The sequence below is a fragment of the Brevundimonas sp. genome (genome assembly GCF_013912065.1).
Taxonomy (GTDB): Bacteria; Pseudomonadota; Alphaproteobacteria; order Caulobacterales; family Caulobacteraceae; genus Brevundimonas.
In genome coordinates, this window is the sequence record NZ_JACESA010000010.1 from 22,725 (window position 1) to 45,213 (window position 22,489).

The 22,489-nt window shown below is 69.2% G+C and carries 15 protein-coding genes, 1 tRNA gene and 1 riboswitch; of the genes, 10 read left to right on the forward strand and 6 right to left on the reverse strand.

Annotated elements, in window-relative coordinates; translation table 11 throughout:
• The gene (locus H2037_RS10115; protein ID WP_292121144.1) at positions 1–1,752 is read right to left on the reverse strand and encodes a homoserine dehydrogenase; all 1,752 of its coding nucleotides are present in this window, start codon (positions 1,750–1,752) and stop codon (positions 1–3) included.
• A 419-nt stretch (positions 1,753–2,171) separates the two neighbouring features.
• A riboswitch (SAM riboswitch) is annotated at positions 2,172–2,288 on the forward strand.
• Positions 2,289–2,368: 80 nt separating this feature from the next.
• On the opposite strand from H2037_RS10115, the gene H2037_RS10120 reads away from it, so the two are divergent.
• The 4 genes from H2037_RS10120 (at position 2,369) to H2037_RS10135 (ending at position 5,229) form a co-directional block, all read left to right on the forward strand.
• Positions 2,369–3,436 (forward strand): homoserine O-succinyltransferase, encoded by a 1,068-nt coding sequence (locus H2037_RS10120; protein ID WP_292121146.1) that lies wholly within the window; start codon positions 2,369–2,371, stop codon positions 3,434–3,436.
• The gene (metB, locus tag H2037_RS10125) at positions 3,433–4,629 is read left to right on the forward strand and encodes a cystathionine gamma-synthase (protein ID WP_292121148.1); all 1,197 of its coding nucleotides are present in this window, start codon (positions 3,433–3,435) and stop codon (positions 4,627–4,629) included. Before H2037_RS10120 ends, metB begins: the two co-directional genes overlap by 4 nt.
• Before the next feature lie 64 nt (positions 4,630–4,693).
• Positions 4,694–4,768 (forward strand) — tRNA-Glu (locus H2037_RS10130).
• A 194-nt stretch (positions 4,769–4,962) separates the two neighbouring features.
• A complete protein-coding gene (locus H2037_RS10135) occupies positions 4,963–5,229 on the forward strand; it encodes a hypothetical protein (protein ID WP_292121151.1) in 267 nt (88 codons plus the stop codon).
• On the opposite strand, the gene H2037_RS10140 is transcribed toward H2037_RS10135, so the two are convergent.
• From H2037_RS10140 to H2037_RS10155, 4 genes are all read right to left on the reverse strand, one after another.
• Positions 5,226–6,170 (reverse strand): hypothetical protein, encoded by a 945-nt coding sequence (locus H2037_RS10140; RefSeq protein ID WP_292121153.1) that lies wholly within the window; start codon positions 6,168–6,170, stop codon positions 5,226–5,228. The genes H2037_RS10135 and H2037_RS10140 overlap by 4 nt on opposite strands.
• Positions 6,171–6,174: 4 nt before the next feature.
• Positions 6,175–7,335, reverse strand: coding sequence for a glutamine-hydrolyzing carbamoyl-phosphate synthase small subunit (carA, locus tag H2037_RS10145; RefSeq protein WP_292121156.1), 1,161 nt, complete (start codon positions 7,333–7,335; stop codon positions 6,175–6,177).
• A gap of 132 nt (positions 7,336–7,467) precedes the next feature.
• Positions 7,468–9,705 (reverse strand): glycoside hydrolase family 3 N-terminal domain-containing protein, encoded by a 2,238-nt coding sequence (locus H2037_RS10150; protein WP_292121159.1) that lies wholly within the window; start codon positions 9,703–9,705, stop codon positions 7,468–7,470.
• 233 nt (positions 9,706–9,938) lie between these two features.
• Positions 9,939–10,721 (reverse strand): ZIP family metal transporter, encoded by a 783-nt coding sequence (locus tag H2037_RS10155; RefSeq protein WP_292121161.1) that lies wholly within the window; start codon positions 10,719–10,721, stop codon positions 9,939–9,941.
• A gap of 64 nt (positions 10,722–10,785) precedes the next feature.
• Here H2037_RS10155 and proB point away from each other — a divergent pair, with 64 nt between their 5' ends.
• From proB to H2037_RS10175, 4 genes are read left to right on the forward strand one after another with little or no spacing between them, the layout of a single operon-like run.
• Positions 10,786–11,943, forward strand: a complete 1,158-nt coding sequence (proB, locus tag H2037_RS10160; protein ID WP_292121163.1) for a glutamate 5-kinase — start codon at positions 10,786–10,788, stop codon at positions 11,941–11,943.
• Entirely contained in the window at positions 11,940–13,217 is a 1,278-nt protein-coding gene (locus tag H2037_RS10165) for a glutamate-5-semialdehyde dehydrogenase (protein ID WP_292121166.1), read from the forward strand. The genes proB and H2037_RS10165 overlap by 4 nt, the downstream gene beginning before the upstream one ends.
• 47 nt (positions 13,218–13,264) lie before the next feature.
• Entirely contained in the window at positions 13,265–13,480 is a 216-nt protein-coding gene (locus H2037_RS10170; protein ID WP_292121168.1) for a type II toxin-antitoxin system PrlF family antitoxin, read from the forward strand.
• Positions 13,467–13,802: a type II toxin-antitoxin system PemK/MazF family toxin gene (locus H2037_RS10175; protein ID WP_292121171.1), complete on the forward strand. Its 336-nt coding sequence runs from the start codon at positions 13,467–13,469 to the stop codon at positions 13,800–13,802. Before H2037_RS10170 ends, H2037_RS10175 begins: the two co-directional genes overlap by 14 nt.
• A gap of 58 nt (positions 13,803–13,860) precedes the next feature.
• Here H2037_RS10175 and H2037_RS10180 read toward each other — a convergent pair whose 3' ends face one another.
• Positions 13,861–16,293, reverse strand: coding sequence for a membrane-bound PQQ-dependent dehydrogenase, glucose/quinate/shikimate family (locus H2037_RS10180; RefSeq protein ID WP_292121174.1), 2,433 nt, complete (start codon positions 16,291–16,293; stop codon positions 13,861–13,863).
• Between the two features lie 226 nt (positions 16,294–16,519).
• Here H2037_RS10180 and H2037_RS10185 point away from each other — a divergent pair, with 226 nt between their 5' ends.
• Both H2037_RS10185 and gltB read left to right on the forward strand, forming a co-directional pair.
• Entirely contained in the window at positions 16,520–17,947 is a 1,428-nt protein-coding gene (locus tag H2037_RS10185) for an NAD(P)-dependent oxidoreductase (RefSeq protein ID WP_292121175.1), read from the forward strand.
• Positions 17,944–22,455, forward strand: coding sequence for a glutamate synthase large subunit (gltB, locus tag H2037_RS10190; protein WP_292121178.1), 4,512 nt, complete (start codon positions 17,944–17,946; stop codon positions 22,453–22,455). The genes H2037_RS10185 and gltB overlap by 4 nt, the downstream gene beginning before the upstream one ends.
• The last annotated feature ends 34 nt before the right edge of the window (positions 22,456–22,489 follow it).

Sequence of the window (22,489 nt, forward strand, 5' to 3'; positions counted from 1 at the left end):
CTAGTTGAGCCCGGCGTCGGCGCGACGGGCGCGGACGATCTCGGCCAGGTCGGCCATGATGCTTTCCGTCGTCGCCCAGCGGCCGGCGCCTCGGCCCCGGCAGCGCCACACCCGGCCGTCGGCGCCGTAGACCTTCAGGGCGTTGCCCTCGCCGCGCAGGCTGGAGAACAGCGGGTCGCCGTGGTCGGCCGTCAACTTGACCGACGGGGTCAGCACCCCGTCCTTCAGATGGGCGGCGCCGATCTGGCGCACCCCGCCTCCGGCGGGGGTAGCGGGCGTCAGATGATCGCGCGGCGCCTCGCCGTCGGGCGAGCGGCCGAAGGCCTCGTGACACAGCAGCCGCACCTTGGCGGCGGCGTCCAGCCCCTCCAGGTCGGCCGACGGATCCTCTTCGGCGAAGCCCGCGGCGCGGGCGTCGGCCAGGGCCTCGGCGAAGGCCGCGCCGTCGCCCAGCCGTTCCAGCATGAAGTTGACCGTGCCGTTCAGAACCGCCTCGAACCCGACCACCTCGCCGGCGGCGCGGGCCGCGCGCACCGTCTCGACCATGGGCGCCCCGCCGCCGACCGAGGCCGACCAGAAGAGGCGGCGGCCCTTGGCTTTCGCCAGGTCCTGTAGCCCGCCGGGATCGCGGCTGACCGCCTGTTTGTTGGCGCTGGCCACGTCGCAGCCGGCCTCAAGGGCGGCGCGGATCACCGCATGGCCCGCCTCGCCCTCCGACAGCGCCTCCAGCACGATATCGGGCTTCCTGGCCCAGAGGTCGGCGGCGTCGGCGGTGAACAGTTCGCGCGGACAGGCCACGTCCCGCGCCTTCTTCGGATCGCGCACCAGCACCCCGACGACGTCATAGCGCGGGTCGCTGAGCAGCCGGCCAAGCACCCCGCCGCCGACGACGCCGCAGCCGGCGACCGCCACCTTCAGCGGCGGCAGGGCGGGCGCCGGTCCCGGCGGGGCCGATTTGTCGCCGATGACCGTGCCGTCGGCCCGGTCCAGCGCCGCGACCTCGATCTCCACGCCCCGGCTCTCGCCCAGGTCGATGGCGTCGTGCTGGACCAGGGCTCCGCCCAGCTTGCGCGCCACGTCCCAGGACGCCCGGCGATAGCGCAGGGCCGGCGCCGTCTTGTCGTTCGGATCATGGTCGTACAGGCCGTCGACATCCTTCACCAGCCGCACCCGGCTCAGCCCCAGTTCGGCCGCCAGGAAGACCGCCGTCAGGTCCGATCCGCCCCGGCCCAGCAGGGCCACCCGGCCGTCGGGCCGCACGGCGCCGAAGCCCGGAACCACCACCACCTCGTGCCGGTCCAGCGCCTGCTTCAGGTGGTCGGGGCGCAGGCCGCAGGGCCGCGAATGCTCGGGCTCGCCCTCGGCGACGATGCCCAGTTCGCGCACCGACAGGGCGCAGGCGTCCAGGCCGATCCGGTCGCAGGCGATGGCCACCAGGGCCGCCGACTTCTCCTCGCCCAGGGCCACATAGCCGGGCAGCAGATCGTTGGAATGGGCCAGGCCCAGGCCCCGCGCCTCGCCCAGCAGCCGGTCGGTCGCCCCGCCGAAGGCCGAGACCACCGCCACCACCTTTCGCCCCGCCCGCACATGGCCATAGACGGCCGAGGCCACCAGGGGCGCCTCGGCCGGGCTGCGCAGGATGGACGAGCCGAACTTCAGCACCACCACCTCGGCGGCGGCCTGTGCGGCGGCGGGCCGACTGCTGGGGTCGGGGTTCTCGGATTTTTCTACGACGGCGAGGGAGGCGGACATCGGGGTTTCTCGGGATCTGGTGGATTGGAGCGTGGGGTGAAAAAGAAAAACCCCGCCAGGCGGACCGGGCGGGGTTCGGGTTCTGCGGTTGCCGGGGTTCGGCGCGCTAAACTCGTCCCGCCCGTGAGGGCATGGTGGTGGTGGTGGTTCCGCCGGTGGTAATCATGCCGAAGCCCGTCGCGGCGAGGCCTGCGACGGTCGAAAGTTCGGCGATGAGCGAGCGCTGTTGCACAGGGCGGGTCCGGCTGAAATCTGAGCCTAGGGTGATCGGACCGCCCCCGGACTGTCAAGTCGCATTGGATGATTTTTTCACGACAGTCGCTTTTAAGGTCGATTCACGCCCGGCGTTTACAGGGGTCAGCGCCATAAGGGTCGAATTTTTCGCTTGACCGGCGCCGTGGGTTTGATCAACGTAAAGTCACTCATCAAGACCAGCCGAGGGATTAGGCCCTTTGACGCTGGGGCAACCATCGGGTCTTACCGCCCGAAACGGTGCCAACTCCTGCGGGGTCCTTCGGGGTCGCGAGAGATGAGTGGAGCATCGACGAGGCGACGCTCCACGACTCTGTCACCGCATCGAGCCTTGTTGAGGGCGAGACGATGCGGAAGACGATTGATGACCCTGGCTGAAACATCCCTGCTTGAAGAGCCCTTCTGTCGGCCCGCGCCGACCGATGCGCCAATCGTGCGTGAGCCGACCCGCGAACGCGGCGGCGCCCGCGACGTGGTCGTCCCCCTGCCCGCCGACTTCCGCCTGGCCTCGGGCGAGCGGCTGAACCAGCCCAACATCGTCGGCCGCATCCACGGCCGGGCCGGCGCCCCCGTGGTCGTGGTCGCCGGCGGCATCTCGGCCGGCCGTTTCGTCCACCGCACCGAAACCAACGGCCTGGGCTGGTGGTCAGGCGCCGTCTCCGTGCGCGGCCCGATCGACCTGTCGCGCCTCCAGGTCCTGGCCGTCGACTTCGCGCCCAACGCCGAAGCGGCCGCCGCCTTCTCCGACGCCCCCGTCACCATCACCACCCACGACCAGGCCCGTCTGCTGGCCCTGGTGCTGAACCATCTGAAGATCGAGCGGGTCGCCGCTTTCGTCGGCTGTTCCTACGGCGGCATGATCGCCCTGGCCTTCGGCGAGCTCTATCCCGACTGGGCCGAGCAACTGATCGTGGTCTCGGCCGCCCACCGCGCCCATCCCCAGGCCACCGCCTGGCGCGGCATCCAGCGCCGCATCCTGCAGTTCGCCGTCGCCGCCGGCCGCCCGGAAGAAGGCGTCGCCCTGGCCCGCGAACTGGCCATGACCACCTATCGCACGGCCGAGGAATTCAACGACCGCTTCGAGACGACCGCCCCCCGGTCGGTCGGCGGCGCCTATCCGGTGTGCGACTATCTGACGGCGCGGGGCCAGGCCTACCGGACCCACACCACCCCGGCCCGCTGGCTGTCGATGTCCGACTCGCTGGACCGCCACAGCGTGACGCCCGAGGCGATCTCCACGCCGGTCAGCCTGATCGGTTTCACCTCGGACCGGCTGGTGCCGATCGACGACATGCGCGAACTGGCCGCGCGCCTGCCGACCCTGTGGCGCTTCGTCGAAGCCCCCTCCCTGTATGGCCACGACGCCTTTCTGAAGGAGGACGCCTTCGTCGGCGACATCCTCCGCTCCGCTTTCAAGGACATCAAACCATGACCCGCCGCCCCCCCTCTTTGCGTCAGGCTGACCCGCACACCATCGCCGCCCGCACGGGCGTGGACACGGACACGGCCCACGGCGCAGTCATGCCGCCCCTGTATCTGTCGTCGAACTATTCGTTCGCCGGTTTCGAGCAGAAGCGGAAATACGATTACAGCCGCTCGGGCAATCCGACCCGCGACGTCCTGGCCGAGACCCTGGCGGAACTGGAGGGCGGCGCCGGCTGCGTAATCACCGCCACCGGCATGGCCGCGGTCGACCTGCCCCTGGCCCTGCTGGAGCCCGGCGACCTGCTGATCGCCCCGCACGACTGTTACGGCGGCACCTGCCGCCTGCTGAACGCCCGCGCGAAGAAGGGTCATTTCGAGCTGCTGCTGGTCGATCAGGGCGATCCCGTCGCGCTGGAGCAGGCCCTGGCCCTCAAGCCCAAACTGGTCCTGGTCGAGACCCCGTCCAATCCGCTGCTGCGCCTGGTCGACGTCGCCGACATCTGCACCCGCGCCCATGCGGCCGGGGCCAAGGTGGTGTGCGACAACACCTTCCTGTCGCCGGCCCTGCAGAACCCGATCAAGCTGGGCGCCGACTTCGTGGTCCATTCGACGACCAAGTTCATCAACGGCCATTCCGACGTGGTCGGCGGCGCCGTGGTCTCGGCCGACGCGGAGGATCATCAGACCCTCGCCTGGTGGGCCAACTGCACCGGCGTGACCGGCTCGCCGTTCGACGCCTATCTGACCCTGCGCGGCGTGCGCACCCTGTTCGCGCGGATCGAGCGCCAGCAGGCCACGGCCGGCCGGATCGCCGAACTGCTGAACGCCCACCCGGCGGTCAAGGTCGTCCATTATCCGGGCCTGAAGTCCCACCCCAACCACGACCTGGTCGAGCGCCAGCAGGCCGGCCCCGGCGCCATGCTGAGCTTCGAACTGGAAGGCGGCACAGACGCCGTGCGCGACCTGGTCGAGACGCTGGAGATCTTCACCCTGGCGGAATCCCTGGGCGGGGTCGAAAGCCTGATCGCCCATCCCGCCACCATGACCCACGCCGCCATGACGCCAGAACAGCGCGCCACCGCCGGCATCGGCGACGGCCTTGTCCGGCTGTCGGTGGGGCTGGAACATGTCGAGGATCTGATCGCCGACCTGTTCCCGGCGCTGGACGCCGTGGCCCCGGCGACGGCCGTGGCCGCCTGACCGACCACGCGATTTTTCGCTTGCAGGAGGGACCGATCCGGGGCAAATGCGCCGCCCCGGCCGCGGTCCCTTCGTCTATCGGTTAGGACGTCAGGTTTTCAACCTGAAAAGAGGGGTTCGACTCCCCTAGGGACTGCCACCGGCGGATCGTCGAGCAATCGCTCCGATCCCGGATTAACCAAATCCTAACTATTTGGACCAGATCGGGGCAGATAAGCCATTCGATTCACGGACTTTTTTCGGACGCATACAGGAACTATCCACAGCGGTTGTGGTTAACCCACTGTTACTCCGGTGCAGAAGCGCCCTCCCTTTCCTGCTCTCGAGTGGTTCATGTTCATCGCCATCGCCCGTCCGGCGGTGGAGCCCCAAGGCCCCGACGCCGTCGCCGTCCCCGGCTCTCCCGCCATCACCGAACTGTCGCCCCGCGCGCTTCATGCGCGCCTTCTTGAAAACGCCGCGCTCAGACGATTGCGCGGGCTGGAACGGCGGCGCGCCGACCGGCCCGACGACGCCGACTACTGGCTGCACGCCGCCCCCATCGCCGTTCGCAAGGCCAGCGCCCTGCGCGAGGACAAGAGTTTCCTCAGCCTGCCCTAACGCAGCTCGGGCGTCCGGCGCCGCAGCGACGCCTTCAGCTTGTCCAGCCTCTGGGCCGTCGACTTGGGCCGCACCCGCTTGCGGTGCTCCAGCCCCCCGCCCCACAGGGCGTGGACCGGCGTGTCGAGATGCGGATGGCGGTCGTGCTGGTGAACGATGGGGCTGAAGCCGCCGTCAGGATTGATCACCTTGCCGTCGTCGAAGGCCAGGGTCTGGCCCGGCGTCAGACCCAGGGTCGCCACCCGGCCGTAGTTGGGCTGAATCCGCGCGGCGATCAGCCCCTGATGGATCGCCAGATTGAAGGCCGCCTGGTCGGCGCCGAAGGCCCCGCCGATCTCGGACCGGGGCGTCGCCGCCAGCGACAGGATCAGCCGCGACAGCCGCGTCGCCTCGGCGCGCGGCCCCATGATCGTGCCCACGCACAGACAGGCCCGATCGGCCAGAGACGCCGCGATCCCGTCGCCGAATAGGGCGCGCAGATATTTCATGTTGAAGGCGTGATCGCCCAGCGGCGCCTCGGCCTCGATGAAGGCTTCCAGACGATCGGGCGCCGGCGAGAACGGGTCGGCCTGGAAGATGATGTCGCGCACGTCGCAGGCCAGGGCCGCGCCGGGGCGCTCGCCCAGCAGGCCGGCGAAGGCCACGAACCTCTGCATCACCGGATGGGGCGCCCAGCCGCGCCAGACCGGAGCGTCGACGGCGGCCACGTCGTGCCGGACCAGGAAGGCGCGCAGGTCCGGGTCCGCATCGACGACCAGGGCGACCGGCCCGTCGAACACCGCCCGCAACGACAGGACGAAAGGGGCGATGTCGGCGGCGTCATAGCCGGTGGCATAGCCGACCACCGCGTCGCCGTCGGGCAACGGTTCGATCCGGCTTTGGACGTCGATCGCCTCGGCCAGCCAGTCCAGATAGTCCGACCGAACCGCCCCCTGTCTCATGGCCTCAGCGGTCGCCCATCAGTTCGGCAAACCGGTCGAACAGATACAGGCTGTCCGTCGGGCCGGGCGAGGCCTCCGGGTGGTGCTGGACGCTGAAGATCGGCTTGTCCTTGACCGCGATGCCGCAGTTGGTGCCGTCGAACAGGCTGACATGGGTCTCGGTCACGGCGTCCGGCAGGCTGTCGCGGTCGACGGTGAAGCCGTGGTTCATCGACACGATCTCGACCTTGCCGGTGGTCAGGTCCTTGACCGGATGGTTGGCGCCGTGGTGGCCCTGATCCATCTTCACGGTCTTGGCGCCCAGGGCCAGGGCCAGCATCTGGTGGCCCAGGCAGATGCCCATCAGCGGCTTGCCGCTGGCGACCAGTTTCTGGATCTCCGGCACGGCGTATTCGCCGGTCGCGGCCGGATCGCCCGGACCGTTCGACAGGACCACGCCGTCGGGATTGCGGGCCAGAACCTCTTCCGCCGTCGTCGTCGCCGGGACCACGGTGATCCTGGCGCCGGTCGAGGCCAGGGCCCGCAGGATGTTGCGCTTCACCCCATAGTCGATGACGACCACGTCCTTGCGGCCTTCAGTCTTCGGATGACCTTCCGGCCATTCCCACAGGCCCTCATCCCATTCGAACGCCTGAAGCGTCGAGGCGGGCTTGGCCAGGTCCAGGCCGACCAGACCTGTCCAGGCACGCGCCTGGGCGACCAGGGCGTCGAGGTCGAAATTGCCATCGGGATCATGGGCGATGACCGCGTGGGGGGCGCCCTTGTCGCGGATGATTTTGGTCAGGGCGCGGGTGTCCACCCCCGCCAGACCGACCACGCCGCGCCGCTTCATCCATTCGTCGAAGCTCGCGTCCGACCGCCAGTTGGCCGGATCGGTCGGGACGTCGCGGAAGATGGCGCCGCGCGCCGAGGTGTCCGAACCGCCGCCGATCTGTTCGATGTCTTCGACGTTCGTGCCGGTGTTGCCGACATGCGGGAAGGTGAAGGCCAGGATCTGGCTCATGTAGGACGGGTCGGTCAGGATTTCCTGATAGCCGGTCATGGCGGTGTTGAAGACCACCTCGCCCAGGGCCGAACCAACAGCGCCGACGCCGATCCCCTGCAGGACCGTGCCGTCGGCGAGCGCGAGGACGCCAGTGGCGCCCGGAAGAATCTTCGTCGTCATGGGCGCTCTCCTACACGCGAATCCTGCCCAAACCGAGGCCCCGAGACCGCAAGACTGAACAAACGGCGGGGTCGTTAAGCCCTGCCGCCTGTCCCGTCAACTTGCCGCCGACTGGGCGCCCGTCAGCGCCCGTCAGCGCCCGTCGGACACGGACGCGGGTCCGATCAGCTGGAAGGTGGCGGTCACGCCGCCCTGGGCGTGGGGCGCCAGCCAGATGTCGAACAGGCCCGGCTCGATCCGATAGGTCTCGTCGGCGCCGATGAAGCCCAACTGGCGCGCCGTCAGGGTGAAACGCACGACCTCGCTCTGGCCCGGACGCAGGCTGACCCGCTTGAAGTCCTTCAGCAACCGTCCCGGCTGGGTCAGGCTGGCGACCCGGTCGTGGATATAGAGCTGCACCAGTTCCTCGGCGGCGTGCGCCCCGTCGTTCTTGACGGTCACGGCGACGTCGAGACTTCCGGTCCACTGGAGTTGATCGCTCTCCATCTGGATTGGTCCATAGGTGATCGCCCCATAGGTCAGACCATGGCCGAACGGATAGAGGGCCGTATTGGTCGTCTCGCGATAGCGGGACTTGTATTCCTCGGTGTCCAGGCCGGGGGTCGCCGGACGGCCGGTGGTCTTGCGGTCATAGGAATAGGGCTGCTGGCCCGACTTGTGCGGGAAGCTGACCGGCAGACGGCCCGAGGGGCCGTGGTCGCCGAAGATCACGTCGGCGACGGCATTGCCCATCTGCTCGCCCAGGAACCAGGTGACGACGATAGCCTGGGCGTTCTTCACATTGCCTTCCAGCGCCAGGGCCCGGCCGTTGCGCAGCAGGATGACCATCGGCTTGTTCAGCGCGGCCATGGCGTCGACCAGAGCCATCTGCGGCGCCGGCACCACGATCTCGGTGCGCGACTGGGCCTCGCCGGACATCTTCTGGCTCTCGCCGATGGCCAGCACGATCACGTCGGCGGCCTGGGCCGTGCGGATCGCCTCGGCTATGCCGCCGTTCAGCGGCGTCTCGACGCCCGAACCGCGCGCGACGGTCAGCCGTTGCGGATCGGTCATGGCGGCGCGGAAGCCGGCCTCCAGCGAGACCCGGCGTTCCGGCGCGCCCCAGATGGTCCAGGGCCCCCAGACGTTCTCGACGTCGTCGGCGAACGGGCCGATCAAGGCGATCTTCTGGCCCTTGTTCAGCGGCAGAAGGTTGTTGTCGTTCTTCAGCAGGACCACCGACCTGCGGCCCGCCTCACGCGACAGTTCGATATGTTCGCGCGACCCGACCACGGCCTTTTCACGCGCGACGTCCGTGCCGCGATAGGGATCGTCGAACAGACCCAGGGCCGCCTTGGTGTGCAGCAGGCGGCGCACGGCCTCGTCCAGCCGCGCCATCGACACCTCGCCGCTGCGCACCAAGTCCGGCAGGTGATCAAGATAGAGGCCCGACACCATCGACACGTCCACCCCGGCGTTGAAGGCCAGGCGGGCGGCGTCGCGGCCGTCCTCGGCAAAGCCGTGGGCGACCAGTTCCTGTTCGGAGGTGTAGTCGGAGACCACGAAGCCCTCGAAGCCCCATTCGCCGCGCAGGATGTCGGTCAGCAGCTTGCGGCTGCCCGAGGCGGGCACGCCGTTGACGTCATTGAAGGCGCTCATGATCGACAGGGCGCCGGCGTCCACCGCGGACTTGAACGGCGGCAGGAAGACGCCGCGCAGCGTCTGTTCGCTCATGTCGGTGGTGTTGTATTCGACCCCGCCGATGGCGGCGGAATAGCCGGCCATGTGTTTGGCGGTGGCCAGGACGGCGTCGCGGTCGTCCAGTCCCTTGTCGCCCTGGAAGCCACGCACCCGCGCGGCGGCCAGCAGATTGTTCAGCAGCACATCCTCGCCGGCGCCCTCGACATTGCGGCCCCAGCGCTGATCCCGCGCCACGTCCACCATGGGGGCGTAGGTCTGGTGCACGGCCGAGGCGGCCGTCTCGATCGCGGCGGCGCGGGCGGTGCGGCGCGCCAGTTCGGTGTCGAAGGCCGCGGCCTCGGCCAGGGGCACGGGGAAGATGGTCGACAGGCCGTGGATCACGTCCGCCGCGAACAGCAGCGGGATCTTCAGCCGGCTCTCCTCCATCGCCACCTGCTGGATGCGGCGGCCGGTCTCGGCGCCGATGCCGTTGAACAGGGAGCCGACCTTGCCGTCGCGGATCATGGCGGTGACGCGCGCGGGATCCCCGGTGCCGTCCAGCGGATTGACCGCCGTCGGCATCCAGCGGAACGGATCGGCCAGCAGGTTCAACTGCCCCGCCTTCTCCTCGATCGTCATCGCCGCGATCAGATCCTCGATCCGCTGGCGGTGGCGTTGCACGGTGCGGGAGATTTCGGCGGAAGCAGGCATGGGGAAGACTCCGGCGCCCATCAGGGCCAGAAGCCCCAGGCCAGACAAGAAGTTTCGACGGGAAGCCGAAGGCTTTATAGGTCGCGTCTTAATGGGGCGCTCCTTCGGGGAAGATCAGGCGGCAAGGACCGGTCTGCGAGGATCGTGGCCTAACCTCTGGCGGCGGGCGCCGTCCAGACCCGCGCCGGATGTAAATGATGTAAATGCGCCTCAACCCAGCGCGATCATCGGCGTCAGCCCAGGGCGATGTCCAGGAACATCATGCCGACCAGGCCGATCATCAGCCCGATCATCGAACTGTCGCCCTTGGATTGTTCGCGGGTCTCGGGGATGATCTCAGCGGTGACGACATAGATCATGGCTCCGGCCGCCAGACCCAGGCCCCACGGCAGGGCGCCGGGCAGCAGGCCCACGACGCTGGCGCCGATCAGCCCTCCGACCGGCTCGACCAGGCCCGAGGCCAGGGCCCCCAGGAAGGCTGCGCCCCGCCCATAGCCCAGCGACGCCATGGCGGCCGAGACCGCCAGACCCTCGGGCATGTTCTGGATGCCGATGCCCAAGGCCGTCGCCAGCCCCTGATTCATGTCGCCGCCGCCGAAACTGACGCCGACGGCCGCGCCCTCGGGGAAGTTGTGCAGGGTGATGGCGATGATGAACAGCCAGATGCGCCGGGCCAGATGTTTCGACTGGGCCGGGCCTATGGCCAGCATGTCGACGGGTGCGAACCGGTTCAGCAGGCCGATCACCGTGGCCCCGATCAGCACCGCCGCCGCCATGGTCCCCGCCGCCCCGGCCTGGGACGATCCGCCGGCCTGAAGCACGTCCACGCCGGGAATGATCAGGGAGAAGAAGGAGGCCGCCAGCATGACCCCGGCGGCGAAACCCAGCAGCACGCTCTGGGTATTTTGGCTCGGCTTCTTCAGGAACAGCATCGGCACGGCGCCGACCGCCGTCATCATGCCCGCCGCCAGACTGCCCAGGGCGCCGGCCGCGATCGGGGAGAGGGATTCCATCATACCGCTGCTGTGAGGCTCCATACGGCAAGAGACAAGCCCGAACAGCCGCGTTAGAGAAACCTTCATGTCCCAGGCCGCCGCCCTTCCCCCGCGCCCGGACGCCGCCTCCGCCCTGGATTCGGCGCGGCGCATCGTCGTCAAGATCGGCTCGTCGCTGCTGATCGACGCCGCGACGCGCCAGCCGACGCGCGACTGGCTGGCGGCCATGGCGCGAGACCTGGCCGGCCTGCGCGGCGAGGGGCGAGAGGTCATCGTCGTCTCGTCCGGCTCCATCGCCCTGGGGCGGGGCCGTCTGCCGGGGCTGGGATCACGGCTGGAGGACAAGCAGGCGGCCGCATCGGTGGGCCAGTCGCTGCTGATGGCCGCCTGGTCCGCCGCCCTGGCGCCGCACGACCTGGTCGTGGGCCAGGTGCTGCTGACCCGCGACGACACCGAAAGGCGCCGACGCTGGCTGAACGGCCGCGCCACGGTCGAGGCCCTGCTGGCGCACGGCGTCATTCCGGTGGTCAACGAGAACGACACGGTCGCGACCGAAGAGATCCGCTATGGCGACAACGACCGGCTGGCGGCGCGCACGGCCCAACTGGCGCGGGCCGATCTGCTGGTCCTGCTGTCCGACGTGGACGGCCTCTACACCGCCGATCCGCGCCGCGATCCGACCGCCGCCCACCTGCCGCTGATCGAGAGCCTGACGCCGGACATCCTGGCCATGGGGGGCGGCGCCAACGCCCAGGCCGGGGTCGGCACGGGCGGGATGGCGACCAAGCTGGCGGCGGCCCAGATCGCCCGTTCGGCCGGATGCGCCACCCTGATCGCCTCGGGCCAGACCCTGTCGCCGCTGGCGGCCGTCCGCGCCGGCGCCCGCGCCACCCTGATCACCGCCCCCGACGGGCCGATGGCCGCCTACAAGCAATGGATCGCCGGCAGTCTGTCGCCGGCCGGGGAACTGCGGCTGGACGCCGGGGCGGTGACGGCGCTGAAGGCCGGCAAGTCGCTGCTGCCGGCCGGGGTGACCGCCGTATCCGGCGACTTCGAAAAGGGCGACTGCGTGCGCCTGACCGATCCGGACGGCGCTTCGGTCGGGGTAGGCCTGGCCGCCTACGCCGCCGACGAGGCCGCCCGTATCCGGGGCCGCCGCAGCGACGAGATCGAGGCCCTGCTGGGCTATCGCGGCGCCTCGGTCCTGATCCACCGCGACGACATGGTTCTGGACGACCGATGACCGATCTTGAGACCCGAATGCTCGACACCCAGATGCTGGAACGAGGCCGCCGCGCCCGCACCGCCGCCGCCGATCTGCGCGACGCCCCGGCCGCCGCCCGCACCCGCGCGCTGGAAATCCTGTCCAAAAAACTGACCGCCGCAGAACCCGCCATACTGGCCGCCAACGCCCGCGACGTGGCGGCCGCCCGCGCCAACGGCATGACCGAGGCCCTGATCGACCGGCTGTCGCTGACGCCCGCCCGCGTCGCCGGCATGGCGGACGCCGTGGCCACCATCGCCGCCGTGGCCGACCCCCTGGGCGTCGAGACCGAGCGCTGGACCCCCGCCAACGGCCTGGACATCGCCCGCGTCCGCACCCCCATCGGGGTCTTGGGCGTGATCTACGAGAGCCGGCCAAACGTCACCGCCGACGCCGCCGCCCTGTGCATCCGATCCGGCAATGCGGCGATCCTGCGCTGCGGTTCGGACTGTCTGCAGTCGTCCCTGGCCATCGCCGGCCTGATCGCCGAGGCGCTGGAGGAGGCCGGCCTGCCGGCCGACGCGGTGCAGTTGGTCGATACGCCCGACCGGGCCGCCGTGGGCCTGATGCTGTCCGGCCTGGACGGCGCCATCGACGTCATCATCCCGCGCGGCGGCAAGAGCCTAGTCGCCCGTGTCCAGGCCGAGGCGAAGACGGCGGTGCTCAGCCACCTGGAAGGGTTGAACCACACCTATCTGCATGCGGGGGCCGATCTGGAGGTCGCCCGCGCCGTGGTGCTGAACGCCAAGATGCGGCGCGTCTCCGTCTGCGGCGCGACCGAGACCCTGCTGGTCGATCGGGCGGCGGCCGAACGCCTGCTGCCCGCCGTCGCCGCCGACCTGATCGCCGCCGGCTGCGAACTGCGCGGCGACGCCGAGGCGCGAGGCCTGGTCCCGCAGATGAAGCCCGCCGACGAGACCGACTGGGTGACCGAATATCTGGCGCCCATCTTGGCGGTGCGGATCGTCGATGATCTGGACGGCGCGACCGCCCACATCGCCCGCTACGGCTCGGGCCACACTGAGGCGATCATCACGACGGACGCCCAGGCCGCCGAACGGTTCGCGGCGCGGGTCGACAGCGCCATCGTCCTGATCAACGCCTCGACCCAGTTCGCCGACGGCGGCGAGTTCGGCTTCGGCGGCGAGATCGGCATCTCCACCGCCCGCCTGCACGCCCGCGGCCCGGTCGGTGCGGAACAGCTGACCACCTACAAGTACGTGGTGCGCGGCAAAGGCCAGACCCGGCCCTGAGCCCCGGACAGCTTGCCCGCGGTAAGGAAATTCCTTACTCTAACGCCATGATCAAGAGCCGCCTGACATCCAAGGCCCAGACCACCATCCCGCAGGCCGTGCGCGCCGCCTTGAATCTGCAGGACGGCGACGAAATCCAGTATGACCTGGACGGCGACCGGGTGATCCTGAGCAAGGCGTGGCGCGCGCCGGCCGACGATCCGTTCGGCGCCTTCGACGAGTGGGACAGTGACGCGGACCGCAAGGCCTATGCCAAGCTTTAAGCGCGGCGACGTCGTTCGCGTCCCCTTCCCCTACACCCACCGCAACACCCGCCAGCACCGCCCCGCCTTGGTCGTCTCCAACGGCCCGCTGGGCGATGCGGACCGGCTGTTGTGGGTCGTGATGATCACCAGCGCCGACAATCGCCGATGGGCGGACGATGTGCCGCTGGACAACGATTACGCCGCCGCCGGCCTGCCAGCGCCGTCGCTGATTCGACCCGCCAAGATCGCCACCATAGACGCGGCCGTGGCCACGCGGCTGGGCCACATCGACGCCGAGCGGCTGGCGCGGACGATACAAGCGGTGCGCGCCAAACTCTGACCGACGGCGACGAGCGGGCCTCAAGCAGCGCGAAGCGCGATAGGCCTAAAAACTATGCCTATGCTCTGCCCTGGGGCAGGGCATAGGCGATCACATAGTCGCCCCTGGGGGTTTCCATGAAGTGGTGGCCCCCGGCGGTGATGACCAGATACTGGCGGCCGTCCTGTTCATAGACCATCGGATTGGCCTGTCCGCCGGCCGGCAGGACGTCGGACCAGATGGTCTCGCCGGTCTCTATGTCGATGGCGCGGATCAGGTCGTCGGTGGCGGCGGCGATGAAGATCAGGCCGCCGGCCGTGACCACCGACCCGCCATTGTTCGGCGTGCCGATCTCCAGCGGCAGGTGCGAGGGAATGCCCCAGGGCCCGTTCTTGCGCGCCGTGCCGAACGGACGGTCCCACAGGGTCTGGCCGGTGCGCATGTCGATCGCGGTGATGCCGCCGTACGGGGGCTCCTTGCACAACAGGCCCGTCCACTTCACCCGCCAGCCGGCGTTGACGTCGATGGCGTAGGGCACGCCGATCTGCGGATCCCCGGCGCCCTCGCCCTTGGACAGACTGCCGCCGCGCACCGTCGCCTGTTCCTTCTGGGTGAGGTAGCGGGGGTCGTCGCGTGGGAACCAGCCCTTCTCGTTCGCCTCCTTGCGGGGCACCAGCCGGTTGTAGTTGGGCATGTCGTTATAGTTGGCGACGATCACGCCCCGCACCGGATCGACCGCCACCCCGCCCCAGTCCGAACCGCCGTTATAGCCGGGATAGTTGATGTAGTGGTTGGTCGACGGCGGGGTGTAGTAGCCCTGGTAATCGGCCTTCTTGAAGTTGATGCGGCACATCATCTGGTCGATGGGCGACATGCCCCACATGTCGCGTTCTTCCAGGTTGGGCTTACGCAGGGTGGCGAACAGCGAATAGGGCTGGGTCGGCGACCGCTCGCCCTGTTCCGTGCCGCCGGTGGTGGGGGCGGGCCGTTCCTCCACGCCGTGCAGCAGTTGGCCAGTGGCGCGGTTGAATACATACATGTCGCCCTGTTTGGTGGGCAGCAACAGGGCCGGGACAACGCCACCCGCCGTCGGATAGTCGATCAGGGTCGCCTGGGATCCCAGGTCGAAGTCCCAGACGTCGTTGTGGACCGTCTGGAAATGCCAGCGCGGCTTTCCGGTGGTGACGTCCAGGGCGACGATGGCCGTGGAATAGATCTTTTCCCGGGGCCGGCGCAGGCTGGACCAGTAGTCGGCCGACGAATTGCCCATCGGCAGATAGACCAGGCCCAGGGCGTCGTCGCCCGTGGCGGTCGTCCACATATTGGGGGTTCCCAGCGTATAGGTCTGGCCGTCCGGCGGCAGGCCGTCGCGGTCGGGCCGCACCATGTCCCAGGCGAAGCTCAGTTCGCCGGTCTCGACATCGAAGCCCTGGATCACGCCCGAGGCGTTCCAGCGCTTCTGCCCGTCCAGCACCTGGTGACCGGTCACGATCACGCCGCGCACGATGACCGGGGGCGAGGTGATGGACACCATGCCGGGATAGGGGTCGCCCATGCCGCGCTTGATGTCGACGACGCCGTCCTGACCGAAGCCGGAGCAGGGTCGGCCCGTCTGGGCGTCCACGGCGACGATCCGCCCGTCCAGCGTGCCTTCGATGATCTTCGTCGCGCAGGGCTGTGCCGGATCGGCATTGGCCCGCGCATGATAGGTCACGCCCCGGCAGGCCGCCGTATAGGGGATGTTCTCGTCGGCGACCTGCGGGTCATAGGCCCATTTCAGCTCGCCGTTTCGGGCGTCCAGCGCGAACAGCTTGTTGCGGGCCGAGCATAGATAGACGGTGTCGCCGATCTTCAGCGGCGTGGTCTCGGCGCCCCAGCGTTCCTCGGGCAGGTCGCCGGTGCGGAAGGTCCAGGCCCGCTCCAGCCGACCGACATTGTCCTTGTTGATCTGGGTCAGGGGCGAATAGCGCTGGGCGCTGTCGGTGCCGCCCCAGGCGGGCCAGTCGGCGCCGGTCTTCAGCAGGGCGGGGTCGTTATAGGCGCCGCGTACGCCGGGAACGACCCGGTCCACCTGGGCCTGATTGGCCTGGGCCACGACAAATCCGAACACGAGGGTCAGGACCGCCAGCCCCGCCGCGCCGGCGCCCGCCATCTTGCCGCCGCCTCGCGCCTTCAGCACCGGTAGGGTGGCGATGACCAGGAACATCAGCACCAGGGGGCCGACCAGGCGCGGGACAAGGGCCCAACCGTCCAGGCCCTTTTCCCACAGGGCCCAGATCAAGGTGAAGAGAAAGGCCGCGCCATAGATCCAGGCGCCTCTGATGTCGCGGAACATCAGCAAAATCCCTGACGCGATCAGAGCCAGACCGACGATCAGATAATACCAGGAGCCGCCGAGGACCGCGAGCTGAACGCCCCCGACCGTGAGTATCAACCCGATGACGGCGATCACGAGGCCGAGAAGCAGCGTCAGCCACCCTCCCAGACCGGTTGGCGTTGTCCATGTCGGCATGGAAGCCCCCTTTGCTGGTGTGATTGAAGGGCAATGCCTCGACCCGGCAGGGGTTCCAAATGTCGCAGCAGGGAACCAATCAGCGATGCGCAGTTCGCCGTCATATCCGCAATGAAATTATTTCATTCAATCATAATCAGGATTATTTTTGCGTTTTTGCCAAGGTATTGCAGCCTCACGCAAACGGTAATTGCGCAAGTCATGCCATTTGCGGCATATGCCCGTTATGCATAAGACCCTGAAGCAAGGCGGGACTTTCGTCGTCGAACCACGCCGCCTCTCGAAGGCCTCCGCCGAACTGCGCGCCCGCGGTTTCGGCGAGATCACGATTCCACCCTCGACCGAGACGGCCGAGAAACAGGCGTCGCGCTGCACCGACTGCGGCGTGCCCTTCTGTCAGAACGCCTGTCCGCTGCACAACAACATCCCCGACTGGCTGAGGCTGTCGGCTGAGAACGAGCCGCGCGAGGCGTGGCGCGTGGCCTCCCTGACCTCGACCATGCCCGAAATCTGCGGCCGCATCTGCCCGCAGGACCGGCTGTGCGAAGGGGCCTGCACCCTGAACCAGTCCGGCTGGGACGCCGTTACCATCGGCTCGGTCGAGGCCTGGCTGGGCGATCAGGCCTTCGCGAACGGCTGGGTCGATCCGATCCGGCCCCAGGCCGAGCGCGGCGAGAGCGTGGGCGTCGTCGGCGCCGGCCCGGCCGGCCTGGCCGCCGCCGACCGGCTGCGCACCGAAGGCTATCAGGTCACCGTCTATGACCGGCACGACCGGGCCGGCGGCCTGCTGATCTACGGCATTCCCGGCTTCAAGCTGGAGAAGCACGTCGTCCAGCGCCGCGTGGATCGTTTAGCCGAGGGCGGCGTCCAGTTCGTCCTGGGCTGCGAGGTCGGCAAGGATGTGACCCTGACCGAATTGCGCGACCGCCACGACGTGGTCCTGCTGGCCATGGGGGTCTATCAGCCGCGCATCCTGTCGGCGCCCGGCCGTGGGCCGGATTCGACCGTCGCGGCCCTGTCCTATCTGACGCACCAGAACCGCCGCGACCTGGGCGACGCCGAAGAGGACGGCTGGCACGAGGCGCGCGGCAAGCGGGTCGTCGTCATCGGCGGCGGCGACACGGCCATGGACTGCGTCCGCACCGCCGTGCGCCAGGGGGCGGCCTCCGTCACCTGCCTGTATCGCCGCGACCGCGAGAACATGCCCGGCTCGGCCCGTGAAGTGGTCAACGCCGAGGAAGAGGGCGTGGTCTTCGAATGGCTGGGGGCGCCCAAGGCCCTGCTGTCGCAAGGCGACGTCGTCACCGGCGTTCGCGCCGCGCGGATGCAACTGACCGAGGCGGCCCCTGGCGAGCGGCGCGACATCGTGCCCGTTCCCGGCGCCGACTTCGACATCCCGGCCGACATCGTCATCGAGGCCCTGGGCTTCTCGCCCGAACCCTTCGCGGCGCACGAGCCCGATCTGCGTCTGCGCGACGACGGCACGATCAAGGTCGGCTCCGTCAGTTTCGCCACCAGCCTGCCCGGCGTCTTCGCCGCCGGCGACGCGGTGCGCGGCGCCTCGCTGGTCGTCTGGGCCGTCCGCGAAGGCCAGGACGCCGCCGCCGAGATCGACCGTTACCTGAAGACCCGCACCGAGGAGGTCGCGGCATGACCGAGTGGCTGAACAAGTACGAAGAGACCCGCGCCCGCCTGGAAGCCGGCCACGCCTATGATCGCAGCTCCGAGCGCGACGCCTGCGGCGTGGGCCTGGTCTGCTCCATCGACGGCAGCCCGCGCCGCGACGTGGTCGAATATGCGATCCGCAGCCTGAAGGCCGTGGCCCACCGTGGCGCGGTCGATCCCGACGGCCTGTCGGGCGACGGCGCCGGCATCATGGCCGAACTGCCCCAGGGCTTCTTCGCCGACCAGGTGGCCTCGATCGGTCAGTCCCTGCGTCCCGGCCCGATCTGCGTCGGCCAGGTCTTCCTGCCGCGCACCGACCTGGGCGCCCAGGACCGCGCCCGCGCCATCGTCGAGACCGAGGCCCTGCGCGGCGGTTTCTGGATCTACGGCTGGCGCCAGACCCCCATCGACCTGTCTGTCGTGGGAACCAAGGCCGGCGCCACCCGGCCCGAGATCGAACAGATCATGCTGGCCCCGCCGCTGGACGACGCCGGTCAACCGCTGGACGGCGAGGCGCTGGAGCGCGAGCTGTATCTGTGCCGCCGCCGGATCGAGAAGACGGTCAAGACCGAGAACCTGGCCGCCGTCTATATCTGCACCCTGTCCGCACGCTCCATCGCCTACAAGGGCATGGTGCGGGCCGAACTGCTGGGGAACCTGTACCCCGACCTGGAGGATCCGCGCTTCGTCTCGGCCTACGCCGTCTTCCACCAGCGCTATTCGACCAACACCTTCCCCGAATGGAAGCTGGCCCAGCCCTTCCGCATGATGGCCCACAACGGCGAGATCAACACGCTGAAGGGCAATCTGAACTGGATGAAGTCGCACGAGATCCGCATGGCCGCCCAGGCCTTCGGCGACCGCGACCGCGAGGTGAAGCCTGTCGTCCAGCCGGGCGGGTCGGACTCGGCCGCCCTGGACAATGTCATGGAGGTGCTGGTCCACGCCGGGCGCCCCGCGCCGATGGCCAAGGCCCTGCTGATCCCCGAGGCCTGGGCCAAGGACGATGTGGTCATGCCCGCCGAACACCGGGCCTTCTATGCTTACTGCAACGCCGTCATGGAGCCGTGGGACGGCCCGGCCGCCATCTGCGCCGCCGACGGTCGCTGGATCGTGGCGGGCAAGGACCGCAACGGCCTGCGTCCCCTGCGCGCGGTCGAGACGGTCGACGGCCTGCTGATGGCCGGGTCGGAAGCGGGCCTGGTGCCTATCCCCGAAAGCCGGGTGAAGCGCCGGCTGCACATCGGCCCCGGCAAGCTGATCGCCGTCGATATGAAGCACGGCCGTCTGTACGACGAGCACGAGGCCATCGACGCCCTGGCCGCCGCCCACCCCTATACCGAGTGGCTGGACAATATGGTCGATCTGGAGCCGATCATCGGCCCCGGCCCGGAGCCCCGCTCGGCCTCGGGCGAGGACCTGACCCGCCGCCAGATCGCGGCCGGCTACAGCCGCGAGGATCTGGACCTGCTGCTGGACGCCCTGGTGCGTGACGGCAAGGAGGCGGTCGGCTCGATGGGCGACGACGCCCCGCCCGCCGTCCTGTCGGCCCTGCCCCGCCCGCTGTCGCACTATTTCCGTCAGAACTTCAGCCAAGTGACCAATCCGCCGATCGACCCCCTGCGCGAAGCGGGGGCGATGAGCCTGAAGACCCGGTTCAAGAACCTGGGCAATATCCTGGCCGAGGAAGAGGCCCAGACAGACGTCTTCGTGCTGGACAGCCCGGTCCTGACCAACGGCATGTACGACCGGATGGTCGCCACCGTCGGCGCCGGTTCGACCGTGATCATCGACTGCAGCTACGACGCGCCCGGCGAGGGGTCGCGGCCCGGCGCCGGTCTACGCGCGGCTCTGGATCGGATCATGGACGAGGCCGAGGCCGCCGCCCGCGACGGCGCGGCCCTGATCGTCCTGACCGACCAGGAAGGCTCGGCCACCCGTCTGGCCGCCCCGATGATCCTGGCCACGGCCGGGGTTCACGGCCGGCTGACCAGCGCGGGCCTGCGCACCTATTGCTCGATCGTCGTGCGCACGGCCGAGACTCTCGACCCGCACGGGTTCGCCGTCCTGGTCGGTGTGGGCGCCACCACCGTCAACGCCTGGCTGGCCCAGGACCTGTTCCAGGAGCGTCTGGACCGGGGCCTGTATCCCGGCCTGACGCTGCGTGACGCCTGCCTGAACTACAAGCACGGGATCGAGGCGGGCCTGCTCAAGACCCTGGCCCGCAAGGGGATCAGCGTCATCTCCGCCTATCGCGGCGGCTGCGAGTTCGAGGTGCTGGGCCTGTCGCGCGCCCTGACGGCCGAGTTTTTCCCCGGCGCCCCGTCGCGCATTTCGGGCATCGGCCTGGCCGGTCTGGAGCAGGCGGCGATGAAGCGGCACAAGGTCGCCTGGGGCGAGGCCCTGCCCTCGCCCGCCATCGGCGGCTTTTTCAAGATCCGCTCGGGCGGCGAGGCCCACGCGCACGAGGCCAAGACCATCCACCTGCTGCAGGACGCCTGCAACCGGGGCGACTATCGCCGGTTCAAGCAGTTCTCCGAGGCAGTCCGCGCCCAGGCCGATCTGTCCCTGCGCGACCTGCTGGACTTCCGCGAGGGCGTCGCCATCCCGGTCGATCAGGTCGAGAGCGTGTCGGACATCCGTCGCCGCTTCCTGACCCAGGCCATGTCCCTGGGCGCCCTGGGCCCGGAGGCGCACGAGACGCTTAACATCGCCATGAACCGCATCGGCGCTCGCTCGGTCTCGGGCGAGGGCGGCGAGGACCCGGAGCGCTATCACCCGCGCGCCAACGGCGACGACGCCAACTCGGCGGTCAAGCAAGTCGCCTCGGGTCGGTTCGGCGTCACGGCCGAATATCTGAACCAGTGCCGCGAAATCGAGATCAAGGTGGCCCAGGGCGCGAAGCCCGGCGAAGGCGGGCAACTGCCCGGCTTCAAGGTGACCGAGTTCATCGCCCGGATGCGCCATGCCGTGCCCGGCACCACCCTGATCAGCCCGCCGCCGCACCACGACATCTATTCGATCGAGGACCTGGCCCAGCTGATCTATGATCTGAAGGCCATCAACCCCGACGCCAAGGTGACGGTGAAACTGGTGTCCGCCTCGGGCATCGGCGCCATTGCGTCAGGTGTCGCCAAGGCGAACGCCGACGCCATCCTGATCGCCGGTCATAACGGCGGCACCGGCGCTTCGCCTCAAACCTCGATCAAGCATGCCGGCCTGCCGTGGGAAATCGGCCTGGCCGAGGCCCACCAGGTGCTGACGCTGAACAATCTGCGCGGCTCGGTGACCCTGCGCACTGACGGCGGGGTCCGCACCGGCCGCGACGTGGTCATCGCCGCCATGCTGGGGGCCGAGGAATACGGCGTCGGCACCGCCGCCCTGATCGCCATGGGCTGTCTGATGGTGCGCCAGTGCCATTCGAACACCTGCCCCGTCGGCGTTTGTTCCCAGGACGACCGGCTGCGCGAGAAGTTCACCGGCACCCCGGACAAGGTGGTCAACCTGTTCACCTTCATTGCCGAAGAGACGCGCGAAATCCTGGCCTCGATCGGCGCCCGGACGATGGACGAGATCATCGGCCGCACCGACCTGCTGCGTCAGGTGCGGCGCGGCGGCTCGCACCTGGACGACCTGGACCTGAACCCCCTGCTGGTTCAGGTGGACGAGGGTGCGGCCGGCAAATGGGCCGACAAGACCCGCAAGCCCATCGCCGACAGCCTGGACGCCCGGGTGTTGAAGGACGCGGTGCGGTTCCTGGATCGCGGCCAGACGCTGGAACTGTCCTATCCGCTGAACAACACACAGCGGACCGTCGGCGCCGCCGTATCCTCCGCCATCGTGCGACGCTTCGGGGCCCAGGGTCCGGCCGGGCGGCTGAAGCTGCGGCTGGAAGGGATCGCGGGCCAGAGCTTCGGCGCCTTCGCCGCCAAGGGGCTGGAGCTGCACCTGACCGGCGAGGCCAACGACTATGTCGGCAAGGGTCTGTCGGGCGCGGAAATCTCGATCCGCACGCCCGAATGGCGCGAGGACCAGCTGATCTGCGGCAACACCACCCTGTACGGCGCCACCTCGGGCCGGCTGTTCGTCGCCGGCGCGGCGGGCGAACGGTTCGCGGTGCGCAACTCGGGCGCGGAAGCGGTGGTCGAGGGCCTGGGCGCCCACGGCTGCGAATATATGACCGGCGGCCGGGTCGTGGTGCTGGGCTCGGTCGGCTGGAACCTGGCGGCGGGCATGAGCGGCGGCGAGCTGTTCGTGCTGGACCAGCCCGGCTTCGCCCAACGGGCCCTGAACGGCGACCTGGCCGGGATCGCCCCGCTCGACGTGGCGGCCGCCGAACGGCTGCGCGACCTGGTCGAGGCGCATCTGGCGGCGACCGGTTCGCCCCTGGCGCGCCGGCTGTTGGGCGACTGGGACAACACGCTTGACCGTTTCGTTCGCATCACGCCGCTCACGGACATTGTCAGGACGGAGGAACGGCTTAAGACTTCTGCCTGAGACCTAGGCCTGAGCCGTTCCTTCCTCTCCTCCC